Origin of the sequence: Legionella jamestowniensis, assembly GCF_001467745.1 — a bacterium.
In the GTDB taxonomy this organism is placed as follows: domain Bacteria; phylum Pseudomonadota; class Gammaproteobacteria; order Legionellales; family Legionellaceae; genus Tatlockia; species Tatlockia jamestowniensis.
In genome coordinates this window covers 1,705,144-1,726,407 of sequence record NZ_LNYG01000013.1, presented here as the reverse complement: position 1 = coordinate 1,726,407, position 21,264 = coordinate 1,705,144, and the positions used below count along the sequence as shown (strand labels likewise).

Below are 21,264 nucleotides of genomic sequence, written 5' to 3'. Positions count from 1 at the left end.
TTACACCCTACTGTTTTTTACGCTTGTGCTGCCGAGAGTGTCTCAATAGATTAAGCATTTCTACCCCTAAAGAAAAACCCATTGCAAAATAGATATAACCGCGAGGAATATGAAAAGCAAAACCATCAGCCACTAAAACCATTCCAATGAGGATTAAAAAGCTTAATGCTAACATTTTAACGGTTGGATGTTTATCAATAAAACGACTTACTGGCTCACTGGCATAAATCATCACTAAAATGGCACAAGTAATTGCCGTTGCCATTACCCAAAAATGCTTTGTCAAACCAATTGCTGTAAGCACACTATCCAAAGAAAAAATAATATCCATTAAAGCAACTTGAATGACTACTCCCTTAAATGTGACTGTTTTATTACCACGAGAAGCGGTAAAATCATCAATATGTCCTTCACCCACCTCAAGATGGATTTCTTGTGTTGCCTTGGCTATTAAAAAAGCACCACCCGCTAAAAGGAACAAATCACGGCCTGAAAAATGAAAATCGGCAATACTAAACAAAGGTGTTGTCAATCTTACTAACCATACTGCGGAAGCTAATAATAAAAGACGAGTTATCCATGCAAAAGCCAAACCCCATCGACGCGCTTTTTTCCGCTGCTCTTTAGGCAGTTTTTCGGTAAGGATTGACAGGAATACTAAGTTGTCTATCCCCAAAACAACTTCCAGGATTGTCAACGCTAAAAGACTTACAACAATATCTAAAATATCCATTTTTCTGCTTTTATTTTCAATTAAAAACGCTATTGTCTACTTTAATTGGTGAAAGGTAAATAATTCACATTTCCCCGGATCTGAGCTATAATAATGCGGCGTTTAGGAAGGCTACTATTAGGGTGACCACCATCATTAAGTTAATCAAAAAGCTGTTACGTAAATCCAGGGCTAACCATCTACCTGTGGATGCCAGCTACATCATCCCACGCACACAGCATAATGTTTCAAAAACAGACATTAGTATCAATGCCCTTAAAGTATTAAATCGTTTGAACAGTGCTGGCTTTCAAGCTTATTTGGTAGGAGGCAGTGTCCGTGATTTATTATTAGGTAAGGCGCCTAAAGACTTTGATATCGCTACCAATGCGACGCCTAGCCAAATTAAAAAACTTTTTAGAAATGCACGAATTATTGGACGACGCTTTAAATTGGTTCATATTATTTTTCATCGTGACATTATTGAAGTGGCTACTTTTCGCAAAGCAAGTGAATCGGAAAACGAAACTGTCGAAGCGAATCAATTAATCAATGAGAGAGGAATGTTGGTTCGTGATAATGTCTATGGGACATTAGATGAAGATGCCTGGCGTCGCGACTTTACAGTTAACTCCCTTTATTACAATATTGATGATTCATCTATTGTTGACTTTACAGGAGGCGTTGCTGACGTTCAACAGCGCCTGTTGCGTGTTATTGGTGATCCCGTCACACGATATCAGGAAGATCCAGTGCGCATGTTGCGTGCTATTCGCTTTAGTGCAAAATTGCACTTTGAACTTGCAAAGGAAACAGCAGCACCATTACAAAAACTAGCCCCTTTAATTAAAGACGTCTCTGGTTCCCGTCTGTTCGATGAAATGACTAAATTATATCAGTGTGGGGAAGGAGAATCCGTACAACGCCTGCTAGTAGAGCATGGGTTATTCCCTCATCTTTTTGCACAAACAGCGAGCTTATTATCCAATAATGAATACCCTGTTAATGCTCTACTTGGTATCGCTCTGGAAAATACGGATGCCAGGGTTCGTGATAATAAACCAATCACTCCGGCTTTTTTATTCGCTGTTCTTCTTTGGTTTCCCTTAAAGGCACGCGCTGTTTGCCTACAAGCACAGGAAGGAATGGATCCACTTCCTGCCCTTGAAAAGGCGATGTCAGAAGTTATTGTAGAACAAAACAGGGTTGTTACTATTCCCAAACGCTTCAGCCAGGTTATACGGGAAATTTGGCTGCTGCAATTTCGTTTCTCGAAACGTTATGGTGGACGTGCATTTAACTTATTGCAGCACCCAAGATTTCGTGCAGCTTATGATTTTATGGCACTCCGTGCTCTGGCAGGTGATGAATCCATTGAGCTTGCTCAATGGTGGGCCACTTTTCAGGAGTGCGATGAAAAAGAGCAAGTAATCATGGTCAAAGCTTTAGCACCACAATCGTTACCAAAAAAAAATCGCAGAAGGCGTAAACCTAAAACGACTACTACTTCATCTCAATGAACCTTTGTTACCTAAGCCTTGGCAGTAACCTAAACTCCCCTGAGAGACAGCTGCGAAAAGCCTTGCAAACATTACGTACGCTTCCTTCAACTCATTTACTGCAAGTAGCCACGCTTTACAGAAGTGAAGCATGGGGGAGGAAAAGACAACCGGATTTTGTAAACACTGTAGCAATGTTACAAACGTCCCTAACACCCCAACAATTATTGAAAGAATGTCAAAAATTAGAAAAAAAACATGGGAGAGTTCGCACTGTGCATTGGGGAAGTAGAACACTTGATGTAGATATATTACTCTATGGCTCTTTAAAAATAAATTCAAAAGAACTCAGACTCCCACATCCACGGCTTCACTTAAGGGATTTTGTTTTTGTTCCTTTAATTGAGATTGCCACTAAGCCTATACAATTACATGGTAAGTTTCTAGCAGAGTTAATTCAAAAAAACGAAAGTTGCGTGACTATAAAGGGTTCTCGAAAAAGGAGTACTGAATGTGATAAAGCATAGGCAGATTCTTCTTGACTTATCACAACATCCTTCAAGCAGTCCAAACTGCTTGAAGGATCCTGGCAAAAATGTGAGCGGCTCTTCACTGCGTCCAGAATTGACATTTTAAAGCCCGCCAGGTCCTTTGGAACTAATCACTGTATTACTATCTGGCATGACATTCCGTTTGAAAAATGTTGAGGGTGAATAGGCAAGTAGTTCGGCAGCTTTTGATTTTAGAAGATCAACAATGGCTGCATACCCCATCACTTCAGCAATATCTACAGGAAACAACGAAATTGCGTCGTCATTTTCCCCACATTGCAGACGTTCGTTTATCTTTAACTGCATTCTTTCCCTTATTTTTTCATCACGAGAATCACAGAATTTGAGCAAATCCTCTTGCTTGGAAATATAGGCTTTCTGTTGTATTGCATTACCACTTAGCAAAATCTTGACTGCTTCTACATGTCCATTCTGTGCGGCAATAAAGATAGGTGTTGCCCCAAAGTTGTTGGGTACATTCAAGTCGACTTCTGATTTAATCAATTCAAGCAATGAAGATACCTTACCATGGCGGGCAGCAAGATAGGCAGGAGTTTCCCCATATTCATTTTGACAATGTTGAGCGCCAAGCTGAAGAAGCTTACTTACGACTAGGACATTATCCTCTTCTACCGCTACATGTAATGGCGTATCGCCGTCGATATTTGGAATATTGAGATCAGCTTTGAGAGCATAGAGCTTTTCTATAGCCTCAACCCGATTATATTCCGCTGCGATATAAGCGGCTGTATCACCATGTTTATTGCGTTCATTAAGATCCAATCCAAGAGAACTAAAGAGATCAAAAACAGCAATTTGATTTTTTTCAGCAGCGACAAGTAGTGGTGTCATGTCTTTATTATTATGTGCTTTAAAATCAGCGCCTCGTTTATAAAGCTCAGCTAATATATCAACATGACCTCCAAACGCGGCAATATGCGCTGGCGCTGTACCATTTTGATTAACTTTATTAAGGTCGGCACCTCGATCAGCCAATGCCATGAGTGCGGCAAGATTGCCATTTTGACAAGCAATATAGACAGGTGTCGCTCCACGTGCATTCGCTTGGTTAATCTCAAGGCCTTGGTCAAGAAGAAAGTGAATGACTTTATCATGACCGCCTTCTGCCGCCGCATAAAGAAGGTTAGCACCGTTGCCAATCTCCTTTTTAAGGTTAACACCATGGTTGGCAAGCGCAACTAATACTTCTATATGCCCGCTTAAAGTTGCTATGGATGACGGAGGGCCGCCGAAAGAAGCCTTATCAAGATCGGCCCCATATTTAATAAGTATATTTAATGCCTCTATATCGCCCCTCACAGCAGCATGGTGCACAACGGAATCACCGTTAATATATTTTACAGTTCGAAATTTTTGATCTATTTCAACTAAATCCTGCAGGGAAGAAAGAAATCTCTTTTCAAGAGAAGAACAATTACCCTTTGAAAGAAGTTCAATGAGCGGTTTGGCTAGTTCTCTTAGTAGAATTGCATCGTTCACCAAACAACGAATAAACAGGGATACTTTATATTCATCGCGTTTAATGTGATCAAACAGAGATAATGATTCATTGCCTTTGTTGATTGATAAGTGCAGGAGTGAAGGAGCCTGTTTTAAAATGAGTAATAATTTTTCCTCAGAGAAATCCCTAAATGCTTCTAGAACTATCTTAAGTGTGTTTTGGGTTTCTTTCTTCTCTTGTCGTTCTGGTATTGGCTTGAGTGCAGGTTTTTTAAAAAATGGCATCGCTGGAGGAACCATTTCTTTTGTCATCTCAGTTTTCAAAACCTCTACAATCGCTTGAAAACCCATCACCTCAGCAACATCAATAGGGAGTAAGCTGATTTCATTCTCTTTATCTCCCAAACTCATACGCTGGGCGATTTTTTTTGTAAGCCTGTTTCTAACTTCTTCTCCATAGCGATCATAATGTTTCAATAAATTATCTTTACTGGACATAAAGACTGTTACTGCAGACTTTTTGTAATGGGTTAACAAAAATTTAACAGCATCCAAATAGCCATGGTCAATTACCATAAAAATTGAGCTCCAGCCATGTCTATTTGGTAGCGCAAGATTAGTACCCAATTCATGAAGTTTGGTTAATGTGGAGACACATTCTTTTTCAGGTTCAAGACTCGCTGCAACTGATGCGGGAGTTGATCCTTTGGGAGAAATTTGATTGAAATCTGCGCCAGCACTATGAAGCGTTTCTAGAATCTCCAAATCTTTCTTTGCAATAGCAAGATGAACAGGTATTTCACCTTCAGGGCAATTTTTAAATACAACGCCTATCTTGGCTAATTTTTTTAGCAATTCAAGCAATTCGGTATTTATAGGAAGTTTATTGAGGACAGAAAGATGAAGATGTGCCACTACAGGTATTGTCTTTAACAAAACTACGTTATTAGCTAAACAACGTAGAAAAACCTCTGTTTTACTTTTGTCATTTAAAATATATTCAAACAATGATAATGCTGAACCGTTTTGAAGTGTCATAGGCGTAAAAAGTATACTTCCTGTGTTATACAATTTTAAAAGAAGGGTAAGTCGCTTTTCGGTAAAATCATCAAGGAGCTTTATGACCTGTCGTTCTTCTTGCGATATGGAAACCGGTGTATTTTTTGGCTGGGTTTTATTGGTGTCTTTCCTAACTTCAACAGCTTTTGTCGCTTTGCCCTCTTGTTTAGCTTTTTTTACTTCAGGCGTTAGAGGCATGGCCTTGCGTAGCGTTTCATTCTCTAAGGGCGAGGCTGGTACATTTTCCTGGAAAAAGGCCTGAAAATCTTTTTCAGAGCGTTTAAGGGTCTCGATAAAGATAGCACGTGCTTGCGTTTCCTTGCCTTGCTGCAATAATTTCCGCGCTTCTTTTTCCCATTCCTCTGTACTTGAACCATAATTGACCATTGGCGTTTTTTCTTTTTTCAAGTTTAAATTAAACACTTTTCGCAATGGTTGACTTATGGGTTTGATATTGTGCCTCTCCTCTTGCACCCATTTCAAATTACCACACGTTCGAGTAACAGCAGTAATCAATCGGTTAAAATAAGGTAGAAAGGATTCATCCCCCTGACCTGCTTTGGGACGATTATTCTTGGTAGTTAAATCCCTTTCCTCAAGATCTTTTAAAAGATTTGCAGCACGCTCACAATCTAGATTATCCAAAGGACGCCATACAACGATGGTCTCATACTCTAGCCCTTTAATCTCTTCAGGCGTAAATACTAATGCAGTGCCTAATTCCTTCTTGGCTTGTTCGACATACTCAGGATGCGTTACGACAGCCAAATGTACGCTTTTAGCTTCATCCCTTAGTGCTTTTAAGTTGAGATCTTTGGGATCTATCCATTGAATTTCACCCTTTTTTTCTTTTACCTCTTCGCTAACTCTCATTTCAGAAGCTTCGACATCATCAGCCTTGCCACCAGTGACAGCATATTTTAAAGCAATTAATCGATTGGCTACCTCGACTACCAATTGTGGACAGCGGTAGGTACTGGGAAGTTCCACCTCTTGTGCCTTCTTGCCCCGAGTATTCAATAGATAACGCAAATAAGACAATCGAGATTTCCCGTCAAACAAGATCTGATGATCACCTAGCAAGTAAACAATTTGTTCGTGGTGAGCCAAACCATGCAAGTTTTTTAATTGCCCATAGGAAAAATCTTGCGCCTCATCGGCAACCACTAAAGAATATTTATCCTGTGCAAGCAAAGAACTTAACTCAGCTGAAATCAGATGCCCTGCTTTTAATTCATCCAAATATTTACGATATAACTCGCAGACTATTAATCGCTGTTCTTTGATGAGTGAACTTTGGCGGCCACCGAGTTTTATATAAGCCTGTTCATCGCCATACCCTGACAGAATCCTAAATTCACGCCATACCTCTTCCGAAGCGGGCATATTCGCTTCGTGTTTATATTTGGCCTGCTTGATAATCTGGGCAAACCACTTTTTAAACGTTTGACTGTCTTGTGCTAACGCATAATCTTTCGGTAATTGCTTTTTTAGAATATCCTCATAGGTCATAAAAACGACTTTATGCTCATTTCCTGGGGACACCGTATTTTGCCAAAGATCACGCATCTCCTTAACGAGTTGTGGTGATTGGCTAACATAAAGTATGGGGTCTTTAAGTGAATGCCCCTGAGCTAGAAGATAATCCTGCAACATTGCCAGAGCGACTAACGTTTTACCTGAACCCGCAGAACCATAGACTATTGCCGGTAATTTGGCATGCAAGGCTTGATTTTGATGTGTATTGAGAGTGATAAACTGTTGTTTATAGTAGTCTACAGGCATGAAATTAACGTCTGTACCATCCGGTTTACCCAGCTCATTTTCCAACTCTTCCTTTGAAGAAGAAGATGACACCAGTTTTTCTTCAATTTTGATATCAAAACTGGCACCTACTTTGGCTAAAAATGCTTTGAGTACCTGAGGATCCTTTAAGAAAGGATTGGATTCATATTTGTGGTTTAACACCTCTGACAGTAAGCAAATATTGCCCTTGTAAGTGGTGAACAATAAACGAGTCGCATCATTGACCCGGATACTAAAGATAGAAGGTCCTTTTACTCCATGCAGCTTCTCAAGTGATAACCCTTTGTAATCACCCGACAGCAACCTGTCGATTTGTCGCTTGTAATTTGAAAGTAAATCAACATCCCCAACAATGCCGCGCCAGTAAAAAACCGTTTTCATAAAAAACCTAAAATTTAAATTGCACTATTTTAATGCACAAAGCAATGGTGCGCAATAAATATACATATTTATTGCTGCTTGAATTAAATCTAAACTAAACTGATTATACAAAGAAAGACTATGAGATTAAGATGCGTACATTAGTAGATGGTATTCTCCCCTCTTTCGTATTCTTGATCATGCTAATCACTTTTCTTGTGATCAGCGGGGTATTTTTTTATTTAAAAAGAAAATTTAAAGCGCACAAAACTCAAAATATAAGTAGCCTTTTGGTCGGCACCCTTACGGGGTTTTATAGTATTTTTTTAGGTTTTGTAATTTATTTACTATGGAGCGACTATCAAAATGCCCAGGTTATTGTGGTTGATGAAACTACAAAGCTATATGTTCTTTTTGAGAGCAGTAAAGATTTCCCACCACAAGTTGCCCAAACTATTCATCATGATCTTGTCAATTATATCTCCATTGTTCTTAACGATGAGTGGCCGGCAATGAGAGAGGGTAAAGAAAATCTCAAAGGACATCAGGCAATAAATAAGCTTTATAACGATTTAATAAATTATCGGCCTGAAGATAGCGTTTCCAGGATTTATTATCAAGAGGCGCTTTTAGCGCTTAATGCGGCCATTGAAGATCGTAACCATCGACTTAACATGTTAAATCTGTCGATACCTACTGCCTGGTATATTATGATTTTTTTAGGGGCATTCTCAGTGATTATTATGGGGATTTATATCATTAGGGATAATTTTATTAATTTCTTAATGCATCTTTTTCTTTGCGTCTTTCTTGCATTCTATGTCGCAGCTGTCACCGTGGTGAGCTACCCTTTTTCGGGCGTTATTTCTGTTACCAATGAGCCTTTTAAAAAACTGCTGTTTCATATTCAATCTGATCCCACTGATTAGGTGAGAGTAAAATCTCAGGGGTTCTGATAAAAAGAGTTCAATATCTCAGGAAAAAGAAAATTCTAGGAGTTTGTATGGATCAAAATTTTTGGCTCCAGCGATGGCAGACAAGTAATATAGGCTTCCATTCCCAAGAAGTGAACCCCTTACTTAAACATTGCATTGAATCTCTTAATCTGCCGATTGGAAGTCGGATTTTCGTTCCCTTATCTGGTAAAAGTATAGATATGTGGTGGTTAGCTGAGCAGGGCTATCAGGTCCTTGGGGTTGAACTAAGCACAATAGCCTGCCACGATTTTTTCAAAGAGCATAATATACATCCAAAGTTCAGCAAGAAATCAGGCTTTGAAATATATGAAAACAAACAGCTTCACCTATACTGTGGTGATTTTTTTAATTTGAGTAAAGAGTTGCTTCTAACTATTGATTTAGTCTTTGACTCTAAAGCCTTAGTGGCTCTCCCTGAAATGATGCGTAAAAAATATGTAAACCATATGAAAAAGCTATTAGCCAATAGTCCAAAAGCTCAGTTGATAATCATAGCCTTTGAAACAGTCTTTGAGAGTAATAAGCCTCCATTTTATGTCAGCAAAAAAGAAATTGAAAAACTCTTTGGACAAGCTTTCCAAGTTAAGAAAATTGCTTCAATTACGCAAAAGGAGTTACCACGACATTTACAGCAGCAAGGCTACTCAGAGATGACTGAAGCAGTGTACTATCTTAAACTTATGCATTTCTAGGTTTCTTGAGTATACTAAAAGTAACATGTTTTGACGGGATGCAAAACCATGTTGTTCATTCCTCATTCAAAAAAAATGACTCATCAACTTATTTCTGGGTTTGCAAGCCTGCGATTATCTTCATTAGCAGAAATCAATCATGACCAAATGTTAATCTTGCAGGGAATGATTATTAGCATTGCCAGCCAGCAATCTAAAGCGACCTTCATCCGTACAAACCCTTCCTCTAAGGGGCAGTATTTATATAGCAACTTCACACTCAAGGGAGGACAAAATAGCTTACAAATTGAAGGAAGTCTTAGTCTCATTTCTTCCGTTGAAAAAACTGAGCTCTGTCTGCTTCAAGGATTGTCGCATGCTGCTCTTGCCTTATACAAGAGCCTACCATCTGAACAATCTTTAAACCTGTCTTATCAGATCACCAAACATCAAATCTTCGGCATATCCGAACCAGTTTTTTTAAGCTCTTCGCCTAAGTCAGCTATCGCGACCAGTCTAGAAGGTATAGCAACAGCGGTGATAAATCTAAGTACCCGAGCTTATCATGGTCAATATGAGGATACTGGTCCATTGGTTGTTGAGTACCTTGAACAACTTGGTGCCCATATTTCCGAGTATACTTTGATCCCTGATGATATATGTATGTTAAAACAGACGATTTCAAATTGTATACTAAGAGCCAAACCTACCTTGTTAGTCTTACATGGGGGAACAGGCAGCAGTAACGATGACATGACGCCAGAAACCTTAGATGAAATCGGTGAAGTCCACTATCCGCAAATTGGTGAGTATATTCGTGTACTATCATCACAATATACACCCTTTGCCTGGTATAGCCGATGTAAAGCAGTGCGGGTCAGTCAAACTTTTATTATAAGTCTTCCCGGTTCGACGCCTGCAATCAAAGAGATTTTGTACCATATTGCCCCTCTCATCAAGCAATTCATTAAGGATCAACATGGATAAAGCTAAAAAGTTTGAAAAAAGCTATTATAAAATGATTGATATTAGCCATAAGTTAATCACGGCTCGTACAGCTATAGCAAAAGGCACTGTGGTGGTAGGGCCTTTAGTCCTCCAGCATATTCAAGCTGGCACAATGATCAAAGGAGATGTATTAAAAATTGCTGAAATTGCAGGGATTAATGGTGCTAAGACCACTTTTGAACATATACCCTTATGCCATCCATTAATGCTAGATCATGTCGCTATTCAAATAAACATAGATGAGAAAAACTCTTGTTTACATGTCTATTGTTTGGCAAGCGCTGAAGCAAAAACAGGTGTAGAAATGGAAGCTTTATCAGGCGTTAATGCTGCCTGCTTGGCGATTTATGATTTATCTAAAATCGTGCAGCCTGTATTAAGAATTGAAAATATTCACTTGATTTATAAATCGGGTGGTAAAAAAGGTCAGTGGATCAATCCAGAGTCAAAAGAGGACCCCATTCTTAGGCAGCTTAGCATTGTCCCCCCTGCCTCTTCTGAAAAAAAACTATTGTTTATATTCTCTCAAGTATTGATGGATAAGGATAAGGAGGCTCTGCAAGAAGCATTCCAGAGAAATTTAAAAATAGCAGAAGAGATCATCACAGAGGCCGAGTTTTTATCGTCATATCTAACCAAGTTGGATGATCAATATGACTATATTTTCTGGCTAAAAGGTTCAAATCAACTTCCAGAAGAACACTTGACTTGGAAAAGGATGGAAGGCCTTAGCCAATTTCTTCATTTAGAGTTAGGTAAATCAGATCCATCTGCTTGGTTAGAGACTTACTGTGTTTATGCAATTGATTCAAATCAATTTCTTATTCACATGCCAGGGAAAATAAATACCGCCATATTAGCGGCGAAGGCCTTGTTATCTATTGCAATCAAATAGATGCGTTATTTCTATAAGCGACTAAACCACCATCCAAGGATTTGACTTCTACAAAGCCATATTTTTTAAGCAAATTCATTATTACGTAACTTCGCCTACCCGTTTGACATAAGACAACAATTCTTTTATCCCTTGGCAGTTGCTCCATTCTTGTTTGTACCTCGTTCATTGGAATATTCAGGCTTCCCTTTAAATTATCAATTTGAAATTCCCAAGGTTCACGCACATCTAGTATCAACAAGTTTTTTTCTTCCATCCATTGCTTCAGTTCAGCTATTTGTATCAGACCCTCAGATTCTAACTCAATACCAATCGATGTATTTTGAGGGCGTGTAAGTTCATCGGCTTTCATCTGACCGGCACAAGATTGACAATACCTGTCTTGTCGAATATGGAATTTGGAAATATGTAAACTTAATAAATCAATATTTAGCAGTTGATTTATTAAACTATTCTTCATTCCCGTTAACCATTTAACAATTTCAAGAACTTGAAGCATTGCAAAAATCCCAGGGACCACAGCAATAATCCCATTTTCAGCACAGTTTGCAATGAGACCAGTAGTTGGAGGATTAGGATATAGACATCTTAAGCAAGGAGATTGCGGTCCGGGCGAAAAAAGGGAGAGTTGCCCCTCAAATTGATAAACACTCGTGTAGATAAAGGTTTTTTGTAGTTCTGAACAAACATCATTAATCAGATACTTGGCCTCAAAATTGTCTGTACCATCAATGATCAAGTCATAATCTGGGAACAGGGTTAAAGCAAGCTTCAAATCCAACTTCTGTGCTATAGCCTTGATCTCGACATAATGATTGATGGCATGAAGGCTTTGTTGAGCCACTTCAACTTTTAAACGACCAATATCCTGTTCTTTATAAAGAATCTGCCTAGGCAAGTTGCTAGAATCCACTATGTCACCATCGACTATACCAAGTCTTCCCAGCCCCATGGCAGTTAAATAATAACTAAGTGGACAGCCCAAGCCCCCCATCCCAATACAAAGTATGCGGGCTTTTTTTAGGGCTTTCTGGCCTTCAAGTCCGAAGGTCTTAAGACCTAGCTGTCGTTTATAACGCTCAATTTCGGCATTAGTTAGAGAGATTGACATAGTGCATGTCCCTGAACCCAGCCGGTTTCACCCTCTTTGACATAAAACTCTTTTTTCCAAACTGGACTTTTATACTTGATAAATTCAAAGGTTTCTTTACAGGCAAGCTGTGCTTCTTTTAGTTTAGGGGAACTAAAAGCAATAACGATACTGGCTTCTCCTACATGAACTAAGCCTTTACTGTGTGCAACATACATTTTTAATAGACATTGGTGTTTATTGAGCAAGCTGACATACAGTTCCTTTAGGGTTTTAACAAAAAGTGCATCGTATACATCGTATTCCACGCTGGCTACTTCTTTACCTTGATTCTGATTGCGGATTGAACCGACCAAAAAGGCATTCCCACCATATTCAGCCTTATTGATAAATTTCCAGGCAGCTTCAATGGATACGGGCGAATTATCATGAATAGCAATATAACTATCCTCCTCTGTCATCATAACTTATCCTCCATTCACTGGGGGTAAAATATGCACGCTCATACCATTGCTTAAAATAAACTGCTCTGTCACTAAGGATTCATCAACAGCAAATGCAGAAACAGACATTAACTCAGGATTAAAGGCTGAATGCTGCTTTTGCACTTCCGCAAGTAGTCGTTTACGTAGGGTACTAATTTGAGCGCCGTCGTCCATTTCGATAGCCATTACCGCCTGCTCTGAATAGTCACGCCAGGGGCCATGTAAGTGAACATTAATAATCATCATCGCTCTTATCCTCCGATCTTAAACATTTCAATACGGCTTTTAACCGGATTTTTCCTTATCCATTGAATACGGTGCTCTGAATAAGCATCAGTTCTAGCTTTCCACAGGGATCGTATTAGTTCTTCAATCTCCTCTGGATGCTCCCTAAGAGTAGGTAGTAATTTGAGGCCATGGGTTGCAAATAAACAGGTAAAAAATTCCCCCTCTGCGGAAACTCTTAGACGATCACAACGTTTGCAGAAGGGATTACTAACTGAGGAAATAATTCCAAATTCCCCTTGACCATCTTTAAACTCAAAACGCTTGGCAGTGTCACTACCTCGATTTGCGGGATGAGGTGCAAACTCAAACTCTTCTGCGATATCTTTTAAAATTTGCTCTTCACTGTAGACTTTTGACATATCCCAATTATTTTGTGTCCCTACATCCATAAACTCAATAAAACGCATAGTGAGGCCTTGGGAGCGGGTAAATCTTATCAAAGGAAGAATTTGTTGATGGTTTACTCCCTTTTGTATAACAGCGTTTAACTTAATCTCAGTAAAACCAGCAATTTTAACTGCTTCAATACCCGCTAATACTTTATCAATAGGTATGTTTAGACCATTCATTTGTCGATAAAGCCCATCATCAATCGCATCAATACTAATCGTAATTCGTCGTAATCCAGCGGCATAAAGTTCAGAAGCCAACTTACTGAGCAGGTAACCATTGGTTATTAATGAAATATCTGCTAATCCATCAATTGATTGTAGTTTGGCTATTAATTCCGCAAGGTTTGGTCTTAACAAGGGTTCACCACCGGTGAGTTTTAATTTATGCACTCCCATGTTAACAAGAGTCTTTACGAGATAAATGATTTCATCAAAGCTCATAAGTGATTTTTTATTACAAAAATGATATTTGATATCAGGTGGCATGCAATAATGACAACGAAAATTACAACGGTTAGTGACCGAGATACGAACCGTTGATAATTTACGGCCTAATTGATCATGAACTGTATTCATATTCTGCTGGGTGATTGAGTTGGGATATTTCAAGGCTATAAAATTTATTCTAACTGTATAATTGAAAGATAGTTCACGAGAGATATAACGTCAAAATAACATACTTACTCGATGCTCAATCTTTTTTAAGCTTTACACCACGTTTCTTGAATTGCTCACTATTTACTATGTTCATATGTATCTCGAGCATAAGCATTATCGAACATATAATTAAGGTGGCTGGGTGATAGCCATTTCGGATCATATTGCATCAGATTATATTTCTTAAACAATGAAAAACCTGCAGCTAAATCGTTAGTAACTTTTTGGAAAGAAAATCGCTAGGTAGCGTGTTTGCTATTCGCCACATGCCTCTCCTGAATTAATTTCCGATGATTCTTTTATATTAGCTCCCCTTCATAATCTCTACATCAAACCAATTAATTATTGAAACCGAACACTTTTTTGTAAAAAATCAACTAAAATTATGCGTAATGGACTGTCGTTAAGCGAGGAAAATCGTGTATACCTCTATTTTGCATGCCACTGATTTAAGCGAGCAACATTTTGATATTTGTAAAAAAGCAGCTGAAATTGCTAACAGTTTTGGCGCTAAATTGCACTTGCTTCATGTGATTGAACCTCCTGCAAGTTTGCAATTAGCACAAAGCCTTGGGTTTGCTGAGCTTGCTAATCCCGTTAAAGATGATGCTCAAACAGTAATGAGTCTTCTGGGCGATGCCTTAACTATTCCATCAGCGCAACAACACGTAGAAATTGGATCGCTTAAAACCCACCTTCTGGAAAAGGTTAAAACCCTGGGATGCGGTTTGATTATCCTTGGCAGCCATGCACCGAGCGCTGTCCCTGCCTTTTTAGGCAGTACAGCCTATGCCATGCTTCACCATGCTCCCTGTGATGTATTGACTTTGCGGACATCCTTCATGGCAGAATGAGAATAGGCCTCTTCCGCGCCAGCCTCTAGGCACATATCGGAAAGAAGAAGACATTCTTGGTGCCGCATTCAGGAGGATCTTCACTATGTTCAGAATGACGTATACAACATGGTTGAGAATGACGCGCTGAGAGTGTACATTTTCGTCATCCTGAATTCAGCATCGCTGCTTTCAGGATCTCCTGCACATAAATTTCGATCTTAAAACGAGGAAATTTCTCTCTTGCTACCAAAGACGTGCGTCATGTCGAACGTAGTGATACAAAAGAGAGCCCCTCACGACGTTCGGGATGACGGTCGTCTTTTTTGATGTTTGCCACAGTGTGGTATTGTATGGCTTAAACCTGTACTTACTTCAAATAACGTTATTTCTTTTTGACATGTTTCATTAAACGTCGCTTTCTCTTGATTTGTCGCTCAGATAGCTTATTTTTTTTATCTTTAAACGGGTTAACACTCCCTTTAAATTCCAATTTTAAGGGAGTCCCTATTAAACCTAACTGCGAAACAAAAGCATTGGTAAGATAACGTTTATAACTATCTGGTAACGATTCTAACTGATTTCCATGAATCACAATAATTGGTGGATTATGTCCACCCGCATGTGCATAGCGCAATTTTATTCTGCGCCCCTGCACCAAAGGCGGTGTGTGTTGGCTTACAAAATCTTGTAATAATCGAGTTAATTTTGGTGTAGAAAATGATTGCATTGCTGAAGCATAGGCTTGTTCAATATCTTTAAACAATAAACCTACACCACTCCCATGCAAGGCGGAAATAAATCGGATTTTAGCAAAATGAACAAAATGCAGACGGCGCTCCAACTCTTGGCGAACATGTTCCTTGTGTTCGTCAGTAAGCCCATCCCATTTGTTCACGGCAATGACTAACGCTTTACCCGCTTCAATGATAAATCCTAGCAAATGCATATCTTGCTCAGTTAGACCTTCCCTGGCATCCAAGAGCATCATACAAACATGAGATTCCTTAATCGATTGTAAGGTTTTGATTACAGAAAATTTTTCAATTTTCTCATCAACGCGTGCACGACGTCGAATACCGGCTGTATCAATAAGAACGTAAGGTTTTTCTTCCCTGGTAAAAGGAATCGCTATACTATCTCGAGTAGTGCCTGGCATGTCGTAAACGACAACACGCTCCTCACCTAATATTCGGTTAATCAATGTCGATTTTCCTACATTAGGTCGACCTACAAAAGCGATTTTAATTGCTTTATTGTCAGTTTGTTCTTCTTCGACAATCGGTTCAAATGTCGCAGTTAATTGGCTTAATAAAGTATGCATTCCACGGCCATGCGTTGCTGAAATAGGATGAATTTCATTAAATCCTAATGCCTGAAATTCAGCACAAGCCATTTCTTCCTGAAGACCATCTACTTTGTTAACGATAAGATAGACTGGTTTATTTGATTTCCTTAGCTGATGAGCAATACTTTCATCAATTCCTGTTAGACCTGCACGGGCATCCACTAGGAATAAAACAATATCAGCCTCTTCCAAAGCAACTGCCGATTGCTTGGACATCAAGGCATCTACGGCTAGATCATCGACACCCACCCCTCCCGTGTCGATGACAATAAATGATTTTTCATCAAACTCAGCCTGTCCATACTGTCTATCGCGTGTTAGTCCAGGGAAATCCGCAACCAAGGCGTCTTGCGTACGCGTCAGTCGATTAAATAAGGTCGACTTGCCTACATTCGGGCGACCAACAAGGGCAATAACAGGAATCATTCATTAGCTCACAGAAAATCGGTTTAACTTGCCATTATTAGTCATGACATAAATATTATTACTGGAAATAGATGGAGCAGTTGTGATAGCCCCCCCTAACTGTGCGCGAGAAATTAAATTCCCATTGCTTTTTGCAAGTACATGCAAAAGCCCTGTTTTATCACCCACCACTACTCGATTTCCCATTAAAACAGGCTCGGTTAATCCACGAGCTTTTAATGCAACTTGCTTCCAGTTCACTTGACCATTTTGTCTATTAATAGCCCAAACGACATCATCACTGTCAGTGAGATAAAGCGTATTATCATCAATCGCCATGTTCTTATAAACAGATGCTGGTTTACGCCACAAGAATTGACCATCCACTAACGATAAAGCACCTACATAGCCCTGATAACTTGCTAAATAGGCCACGTTACCGCGGATGATAGGATCAGCATCGATATCGACCAAGCGTTCAACGTCACTAGCCCCACTCGCATAAGCAATACTACGTTGCCAAACCAAACGGCCGGTCTCAAGATCAACCGCATCCATTTTACCGTCTGAATAGCCCACTAAAACAAGTTTATTGCCAACTACTACTGGGGACGAACTTGCTTTTAAAATTAAGCTTGGAGCACCATGTTCAGAAACCCAAAGGGTTTTCCCCGTAACTAAATCCAAGGCATACAAATTACCATCAATTGTTTTCGCAATTACTTTACTGCCGGTAATGACTGGTTTGGAAAGAACTTCACTGGAAACTTTTGCTGTCCAAAGCTCACTGCCATCAGTTTGTTTTAGCAGTACCACTGAAGAAGAATCCGTTCCAAGTGCGATAGAACCTGCTGCCACACTCGGGCCACTTACTATACTGTGTGGTAGTTTCTTACTCCAAAGCAACTGGCCACTTGCTTTCTCAACAGCCTCTATTGAGCCGCTGGTATCTGCTGTATAAACGACATTACCTACAATGGCAGGTTTAAGTTTAAGATTAGCATTGGTTGTTTTTGCACTAACGGGTACTGACCATTTTTCCTTTAAGGCAACTTTAGTCTTTATAGGCTCCAATGCAGCCGGGGCCGGAGTATTATCTTTGCCTAACATATAATTATCCAGATGATTACAGGCTTGCAAAACCACAGATAAAGTGAGCAGTAATAGTTTCTTATTCATAGTCATCATTAACCTCTTAAGCAGCTTGGAGATTACCTTCCTCTTTTCTCATTGATTGAGCAAGAGCAGCTAATTCATTCGTTTTCATTTCAAGGAAAAGATTACCCATCCCATGAGTACGTACCTCAGTAATGGCTTCCTTATAGGAATTAATAGCTTGTTGATACTTGCCTGTTGCCGCATAAATATCGCCTTTTAATTCGTTAATGACAGGCATATACGCTTCATCGCTAACTATCGACAGTTCGGCAAGTGCTTTATCATAAGCTTTTTCAGCGGCAAAAAGGCGGGCGATACGAAGCTTAGCCACTTGTTTTAGTGCTGGCATTTTTGAATGATTGACCACGTATTCCAGACTTTCACGAGCTTTCGCATATTTATCAAAGCCAATATAAAGCTTGGCTAAAGTCAAACGCGCTGCGTCTGCATATACCGTCTGATCATAATCATGAATAAGTTGGTTGGCATAAGCCCGTACACTTTTATTATCCTGATTTGAGAATGCAATCATCATTCGCTCATAGGTGCTTGAGGCTTGCATGCTTACTTTATATTGGTGCCATGACCAATATTTATAACCGGCAACGGCAAGCAGCACTATGGAAAGAATGACAGTAATTAAAGAATTATACTTCTGCCACCATTTTTTTATTGCCTGCAACTGTTCTTCTTCTGTCATATATACTGACATTTATTAATCTCCTACTACATTCCAAGAGAATTTTGTATGAACCTGGCTAATTCCTGTTGCGGAATAGTTACTTGTTCTTCTTCTTTGCGCAAGTTTTTTATGCCTATTGTTTGAGTTTTTGCTTCTTCATCTCCAAGAATTAACGCGAAATCCGCACCACTTTTATCAGCCTTTTTAAATTGGCTCTTAAAGCTTCCGCCTACCGTATTGGTGATGACTTCCCAACTGGCATTCATATCGCGTAGTCTTTCTGCAATTAAAAGAGCCTGCTGCATACCTTCTTCACCAGTAGCAATAATAAATAAAGAAGACGATTTGACAGGGTTTGAAACCAGTTGCAAGGTTTCTAACAATAGCAGCAATCGTTCTATACCCATTGCGAACCCTACGGCAGGTGTTGGGCTGCCACCTAATTGTTCAACAAGCACATCATAACGACCACCAGCACAAACAGTTGCCTGGCTACCTAACTTGTCAGTTACCCACTCAAATACCACATGACCATAGTAATCTAAACCTCTTACTAAAAATGGATTGACAGTATAGGGAATCCCCAGTCGGTCCAATCCATCACAAAGATCTGTAAAACGCTTTTTACTCTCTTCCCCCAGGGAATCAATTAATCGAGGGGCATCTTGAAGCAGGGATTGCATTTCTGGATTTTTGCTGTCTAGTATCCTTAAGGGATTTCTTTCCAGGCGTCGTTTGCTATCCTCATCCAATTTATCATAATGAGTCTTAAAATACGTAATGAGCTTATTTCGATAATTTTGACGCTCAGCCGATTCACCCAGCGTATTAACTTGCAAAAGGACATGGTTGTCTATTTTTAACACCTTCCATAAGCGTAAACAAAGAGCAATTAATTCCAGTTCAATAGCCACACCGTTAATGCCTAATGCTTCTACACCAAATTGATGAAACTGCCGGTACCTGCCCTTTTGGGGTTTTTCATGGCGAAACATAGGCCCCCTGTACCAAAGCTTCTGTTGTTGGTTGTGGAGCAAACCATGCTCCAAACAGGCACGTAAACAGCTTGCCGTTCCTTCTGGTCTTAACGTTAAACTATCGCCGTTTAAATCGGTAAAGGTATACATTTCCTTTTCGACAATATCAGTAACTTCGCCAATTGAGCGTTTAAAAAGTTGTGTACTCTCTACAAGAGGAAAACGGATTTCCTGATAGCCATATTGTTGCATACATTGCGTAAATAGCCTTTCAACCTCTCTCCACAAAGGAGTTTCATGGGGCAATACATCATTCATCCCCCGCACTGCTTGGATTTTTTCAGCCACCTTGTTTCTCCAAAGGCGTTAGCTGACCTGTACTGCTGTTTGATGAAAACATCGCTTGCATTTTAGAAAGATCAGTTAATCGAAGATCAGGATCAGTTTGCTTTGCTAGCGCTTCATTTTGTGAGCTTTTGGAGGTGACTACCTGTTGAATATCTCTATTTTTTTGCCACCATATGCCTACAGCCACTAAAGCTGCGATAGCTATTATTCCAGTCAACCAGCGAACTGCACGCTCACCCTTGTTAGATTCACGTTTGCTTTGCCACAACGCTTTTTCTGGTTTTCTTTCAGTGGTATGCAGGCTATTAAAAGTGGCGAGCAAAGGTTCTGCTGGGATACCCAATAATTTTGCATAGGCTCGTAAGTATCCCTTAATGAATACAGGTTCAGGCATTTGCTGATAATTGTCTTCTTCTAATAATTCAATTACTCTAACTCTTAAATGTAATTTACCAGCTACATATTCCTGACTATAGCCTTTCTTTTCACGCACGCGCGCTAGTTGCATGCCTGGTTTTTCATAATTGTCCTCATGAACCTCATCCATTGCGATTGTTGTATTCATTTTTAGCTCCGGTATAGTCCGTAAATTTACTTAACTGATTTAGACGCTGCTTATAATCTAACTCAACGTTTCTTTTACCTGCCTGATGAGCTGCATCAACAGTCAAAGCGACTAGAGCAGGATCCTGGCTGACTTGATCCTGGTATTTTTGCAGATACATTAATGCTTTACCAGCATGTTTTTGTTTAAGCTCGATTGTAGCTAGTTCATATAACGATTGTTGACGCTTGGGGTCTTGTTCTAACGCTCTGACAAAATATTTTTTCGCTTTAGCATAATCAGGGATAGCTTGAGCACAGAGTCCCGCGTTTTCGTAGGCAGCAGCGGTATGAATATATTGCACATCACTTACTGCGCGAAGAAAATATTGTTCAGCCTCAGTGTATTTACCCAGGCGACACAAAAATGTACCATAATTATTCAACTGCGCACCACTTTTTGGTGCTAATGCTAGCGCTTTTTGATAATAAGCCTTTGCTTCCTTGAGGTCGCCTGTGCTTTCCAGATAATACGCCATCGCCACGTTAACATCAGCAGAATTCGGGTCTAAACTTAGCGCATTCAATAATTTCCGTTTTGCCCTGGGCATGTCACCTTGCTTTAAATAAGCCATTCCTAATTGTGTATTATAAGCAGCTGCTTCTTGATGTTTCAGTTTATTAGAACCGCTATATTCTGTCTTTATTATTGCAGGATGCTGGCATGCTGTTAAAAAAAACACTATTAAAGGGGGCAAAAACCGTTGTAAATTCAACACAATCTTCACATGACGCAAAAAAGATGGATTATTATAACCGTGAACACGGTAATTTAAAAAGAATTAAATGGTTATACTCAAGCAAAATCATACTTTATCTAAATGATAAACAACAAGGCGAATGATCCTCTTTTCCTGATACAAAGCAGATCCCTCACTATGTTCGGGATGACGTAAGTCTTTCCTGAGGTTTGCTCCACAGGGACTGGGACGCTCCCAAAGACATACGTCATATGAAACGAAGTGAGACATCTCCTGATACAAAGCAGATCCTCACTAC

At 39.6% G+C, this 21,264-nt stretch carries 19 protein-coding genes; 7 read left to right on the top strand and 12 right to left on the bottom strand.

Annotation, left to right across the window (positions count from 1 at the left end):
• Positions 1 to 7: 7 nt before the first annotated feature.
• Positions 8 to 733 carry a TerC family protein gene (locus tag Ljam_RS12000; protein WP_058450248.1) on the bottom strand — a complete coding sequence of 242 codons (726 nt, stop codon included), beginning with the start codon at positions 731 to 733 and terminating at the stop codon, positions 8 to 10.
• A 152-nt stretch (positions 734 to 885) separates the two neighbouring features.
• On the opposite strand from Ljam_RS12000, the gene pcnB reads away from it, so the two are divergent.
• On the top strand, positions 886 to 2,232 hold the full coding sequence (pcnB, locus tag Ljam_RS11995; protein ID WP_131762449.1) for a polynucleotide adenylyltransferase PcnB: 1,347 nt from the start codon (positions 886 to 888) through the stop codon (positions 2,230 to 2,232).
• Positions 2,229 to 2,738 carry a 2-amino-4-hydroxy-6-hydroxymethyldihydropteridine diphosphokinase gene (gene folK / locus Ljam_RS11990; protein ID WP_058450246.1) on the top strand — a complete coding sequence of 170 codons (510 nt, stop codon included), beginning with the start codon at positions 2,229 to 2,231 and terminating at the stop codon, positions 2,736 to 2,738. Before pcnB ends, folK begins: the two co-directional genes overlap by 4 nt.
• 105 nt (positions 2,739 to 2,843) lie before the next feature.
• Here the strand turns inward: folK and Ljam_RS11985 are convergent, their stop codons facing one another.
• Positions 2,844 to 7,469: an ankyrin repeat domain-containing protein gene (locus Ljam_RS11985; protein WP_058450245.1), complete on the bottom strand. Its 4,626-nt coding sequence runs from the start codon at positions 7,467 to 7,469 to the stop codon at positions 2,844 to 2,846.
• A 131-nt stretch (positions 7,470 to 7,600) separates the two neighbouring features.
• Between Ljam_RS11985 and Ljam_RS11980 the strand changes: the two genes are divergently transcribed.
• The 4 genes from Ljam_RS11980 (at position 7,601) to moaC (ending at position 10,999) form a co-directional block, all read left to right on the top strand.
• Positions 7,601 to 8,377 carry a bestrophin-like domain gene (locus tag Ljam_RS11980; RefSeq protein ID WP_058450244.1) on the top strand — a complete coding sequence of 259 codons (777 nt, stop codon included), beginning with the start codon at positions 7,601 to 7,603 and terminating at the stop codon, positions 8,375 to 8,377.
• Between the two features lie 74 nt (positions 8,378 to 8,451).
• Positions 8,452 to 9,117 carry a thiopurine S-methyltransferase gene (gene tmpT, locus Ljam_RS11975; RefSeq protein WP_058450243.1) on the top strand — a complete coding sequence of 222 codons (666 nt, stop codon included), beginning with the start codon at positions 8,452 to 8,454 and terminating at the stop codon, positions 9,115 to 9,117.
• A gap of 48 nt (positions 9,118 to 9,165) precedes the next feature.
• Positions 9,166 to 10,083, top strand: a complete 918-nt coding sequence (locus tag Ljam_RS11970) for a molybdopterin-binding protein (protein WP_058450242.1) — start codon at positions 9,166 to 9,168, stop codon at positions 10,081 to 10,083.
• The gene (gene moaC / locus Ljam_RS14810; RefSeq protein WP_065235544.1) at positions 10,076 to 10,999 is read left to right on the top strand and encodes a cyclic pyranopterin monophosphate synthase MoaC; all 924 of its coding nucleotides are present in this window, start codon (positions 10,076 to 10,078) and stop codon (positions 10,997 to 10,999) included. The genes Ljam_RS11970 and moaC overlap by 8 nt, the downstream gene beginning before the upstream one ends.
• Here the strand turns inward: moaC and Ljam_RS11960 are convergent.
• From Ljam_RS11960 to moaA, 4 genes are read right to left on the bottom strand one after another with little or no spacing between them, the layout of a single operon-like run.
• Positions 10,992 to 12,110: a HesA/MoeB/ThiF family protein gene (locus Ljam_RS11960; protein ID WP_058450241.1), complete on the bottom strand. Its 1,119-nt coding sequence runs from the start codon at positions 12,108 to 12,110 to the stop codon at positions 10,992 to 10,994. The two genes, moaC and Ljam_RS11960, sit on opposite strands and share 8 nt — an antisense overlap.
• Positions 12,095 to 12,553, bottom strand: coding sequence for a molybdenum cofactor biosynthesis protein MoaE (locus Ljam_RS11955; RefSeq protein WP_058450240.1), 459 nt, complete (start codon positions 12,551 to 12,553; stop codon positions 12,095 to 12,097). Before Ljam_RS11955 ends, Ljam_RS11960 begins: the two co-directional genes overlap by 16 nt.
• Positions 12,554 to 12,556: 3 nt before the next feature.
• Complete coding sequence (locus Ljam_RS11950) at positions 12,557 to 12,820, bottom strand: MoaD/ThiS family protein (protein WP_074881796.1); 264 nt, start codon at positions 12,818 to 12,820, stop codon at positions 12,557 to 12,559.
• 5 nt (positions 12,821 to 12,825) lie between these two features.
• On the bottom strand, positions 12,826 to 13,830 hold the full coding sequence (moaA, locus tag Ljam_RS11945) for a GTP 3',8-cyclase MoaA (protein WP_058450238.1): 1,005 nt from the start codon (positions 13,828 to 13,830) through the stop codon (positions 12,826 to 12,828).
• Between the two features lie 500 nt (positions 13,831 to 14,330).
• Between moaA and Ljam_RS11940 the strand changes: the two genes are divergently transcribed.
• The gene (locus Ljam_RS11940; protein WP_058450237.1) at positions 14,331 to 14,765 is read left to right on the top strand and encodes a universal stress protein; all 435 of its coding nucleotides are present in this window, start codon (positions 14,331 to 14,333) and stop codon (positions 14,763 to 14,765) included.
• 364 nt (positions 14,766 to 15,129) lie between these two features.
• Here the strand turns inward: Ljam_RS11940 and der are convergent, their stop codons facing one another.
• The 6 genes from der to pilW are packed head-to-tail and all read right to left on the bottom strand — an operon-like array spanning position 15,130 to position 20,984.
• Positions 15,130 to 16,518, bottom strand: a complete 1,389-nt coding sequence (der, locus tag Ljam_RS11935) for a ribosome biogenesis GTPase Der (protein WP_058450236.1) — start codon at positions 16,516 to 16,518, stop codon at positions 15,130 to 15,132.
• Positions 16,519 to 16,521: 3 nt separating this feature from the next.
• Complete coding sequence (gene bamB / locus Ljam_RS11930; protein WP_058450815.1) at positions 16,522 to 17,676, bottom strand: outer membrane protein assembly factor BamB; 1,155 nt, start codon at positions 17,674 to 17,676, stop codon at positions 16,522 to 16,524.
• A gap of 16 nt (positions 17,677 to 17,692) precedes the next feature.
• Complete coding sequence (locus tag Ljam_RS11925; RefSeq protein WP_058450235.1) at positions 17,693 to 18,367, bottom strand: YfgM family protein; 675 nt, start codon at positions 18,365 to 18,367, stop codon at positions 17,693 to 17,695.
• Between the two features lie 14 nt (positions 18,368 to 18,381).
• On the bottom strand, positions 18,382 to 19,662 hold the full coding sequence (gene hisS, locus Ljam_RS11920; RefSeq protein ID WP_058450234.1) for a histidine--tRNA ligase: 1,281 nt from the start codon (positions 19,660 to 19,662) through the stop codon (positions 18,382 to 18,384).
• Positions 19,655 to 20,227, bottom strand: coding sequence for a helix-turn-helix domain-containing protein (locus Ljam_RS11915; RefSeq protein ID WP_058450233.1), 573 nt, complete (start codon positions 20,225 to 20,227; stop codon positions 19,655 to 19,657). The genes hisS and Ljam_RS11915 overlap by 8 nt, the downstream gene beginning before the upstream one ends.
• A complete protein-coding gene (pilW, locus tag Ljam_RS11910; protein ID WP_058450232.1) occupies positions 20,202 to 20,984 on the bottom strand; it encodes a type IV pilus biogenesis/stability protein PilW in 783 nt (260 codons plus the stop codon). Before pilW ends, Ljam_RS11915 begins: the two co-directional genes overlap by 26 nt.
• Between the last annotated feature and the right edge of the window lie 280 nt (positions 20,985 to 21,264).

Coding starts and splice junctions, on each gene's coding strand:
- tmpT (WP_058450243.1), top strand. CDS start 8,452: ATGGATCAAAATTTTTGGCTCCAGCGATGGCAGACAAGTAATATAGGC.
- Ljam_RS11970 (WP_058450242.1), top strand. CDS start 9,166: ATGTTGTTCATTCCTCATTCAAAAAAAATGACTCATCAACTTATTTCT.
- folK (WP_058450246.1), top strand. CDS start 2,229: ATGAACCTTTGTTACCTAAGCCTTGGCAGTAACCTAAACTCCCCTGAG.
- Ljam_RS11985 (WP_058450245.1), bottom strand. CDS start 7,469: ATGAAAACGGTTTTTTACTGGCGCGGCATTGTTGGGGATGTTGATTTA.
- moaA (WP_058450238.1), bottom strand. CDS start 13,830: ATGAATACAGTTCATGATCAATTAGGCCGTAAATTATCAACGGTTCGT.
- bamB (WP_058450815.1), bottom strand. CDS start 17,676: ATGAATAAGAAACTATTACTGCTCACTTTATCTGTGGTTTTGCAAGCC.
- Ljam_RS11980 (WP_058450244.1), top strand. CDS start 7,601: ATGCGTACATTAGTAGATGGTATTCTCCCCTCTTTCGTATTCTTGATC.
- Ljam_RS11950 (WP_074881796.1), bottom strand. CDS start 12,820: ATGATGATTATTAATGTTCACTTACATGGCCCCTGGCGTGACTATTCA.
- Ljam_RS11915 (WP_058450233.1), bottom strand. CDS start 20,227: ATGAATACAACAATCGCAATGGATGAGGTTCATGAGGACAATTATGAA.
- Ljam_RS11925 (WP_058450235.1), bottom strand. CDS start 18,367: ATGTCAGTATATATGACAGAAGAAGAACAGTTGCAGGCAATAAAAAAA.
- der (WP_058450236.1), bottom strand. CDS start 16,518: ATGATTCCTGTTATTGCCCTTGTTGGTCGCCCGAATGTAGGCAAGTCG.
- moaC (WP_065235544.1), top strand. CDS start 10,076: ATGGATAAAGCTAAAAAGTTTGAAAAAAGCTATTATAAAATGATTGAT.
- Ljam_RS11960 (WP_058450241.1), bottom strand. CDS start 12,110: ATGTCAATCTCTCTAACTAATGCCGAAATTGAGCGTTATAAACGACAG.
- Ljam_RS11955 (WP_058450240.1), bottom strand. CDS start 12,553: ATGATGACAGAGGAGGATAGTTATATTGCTATTCATGATAATTCGCCC.
- Ljam_RS12000 (WP_058450248.1), bottom strand. CDS start 733: ATGGATATTTTAGATATTGTTGTAAGTCTTTTAGCGTTGACAATCCTG.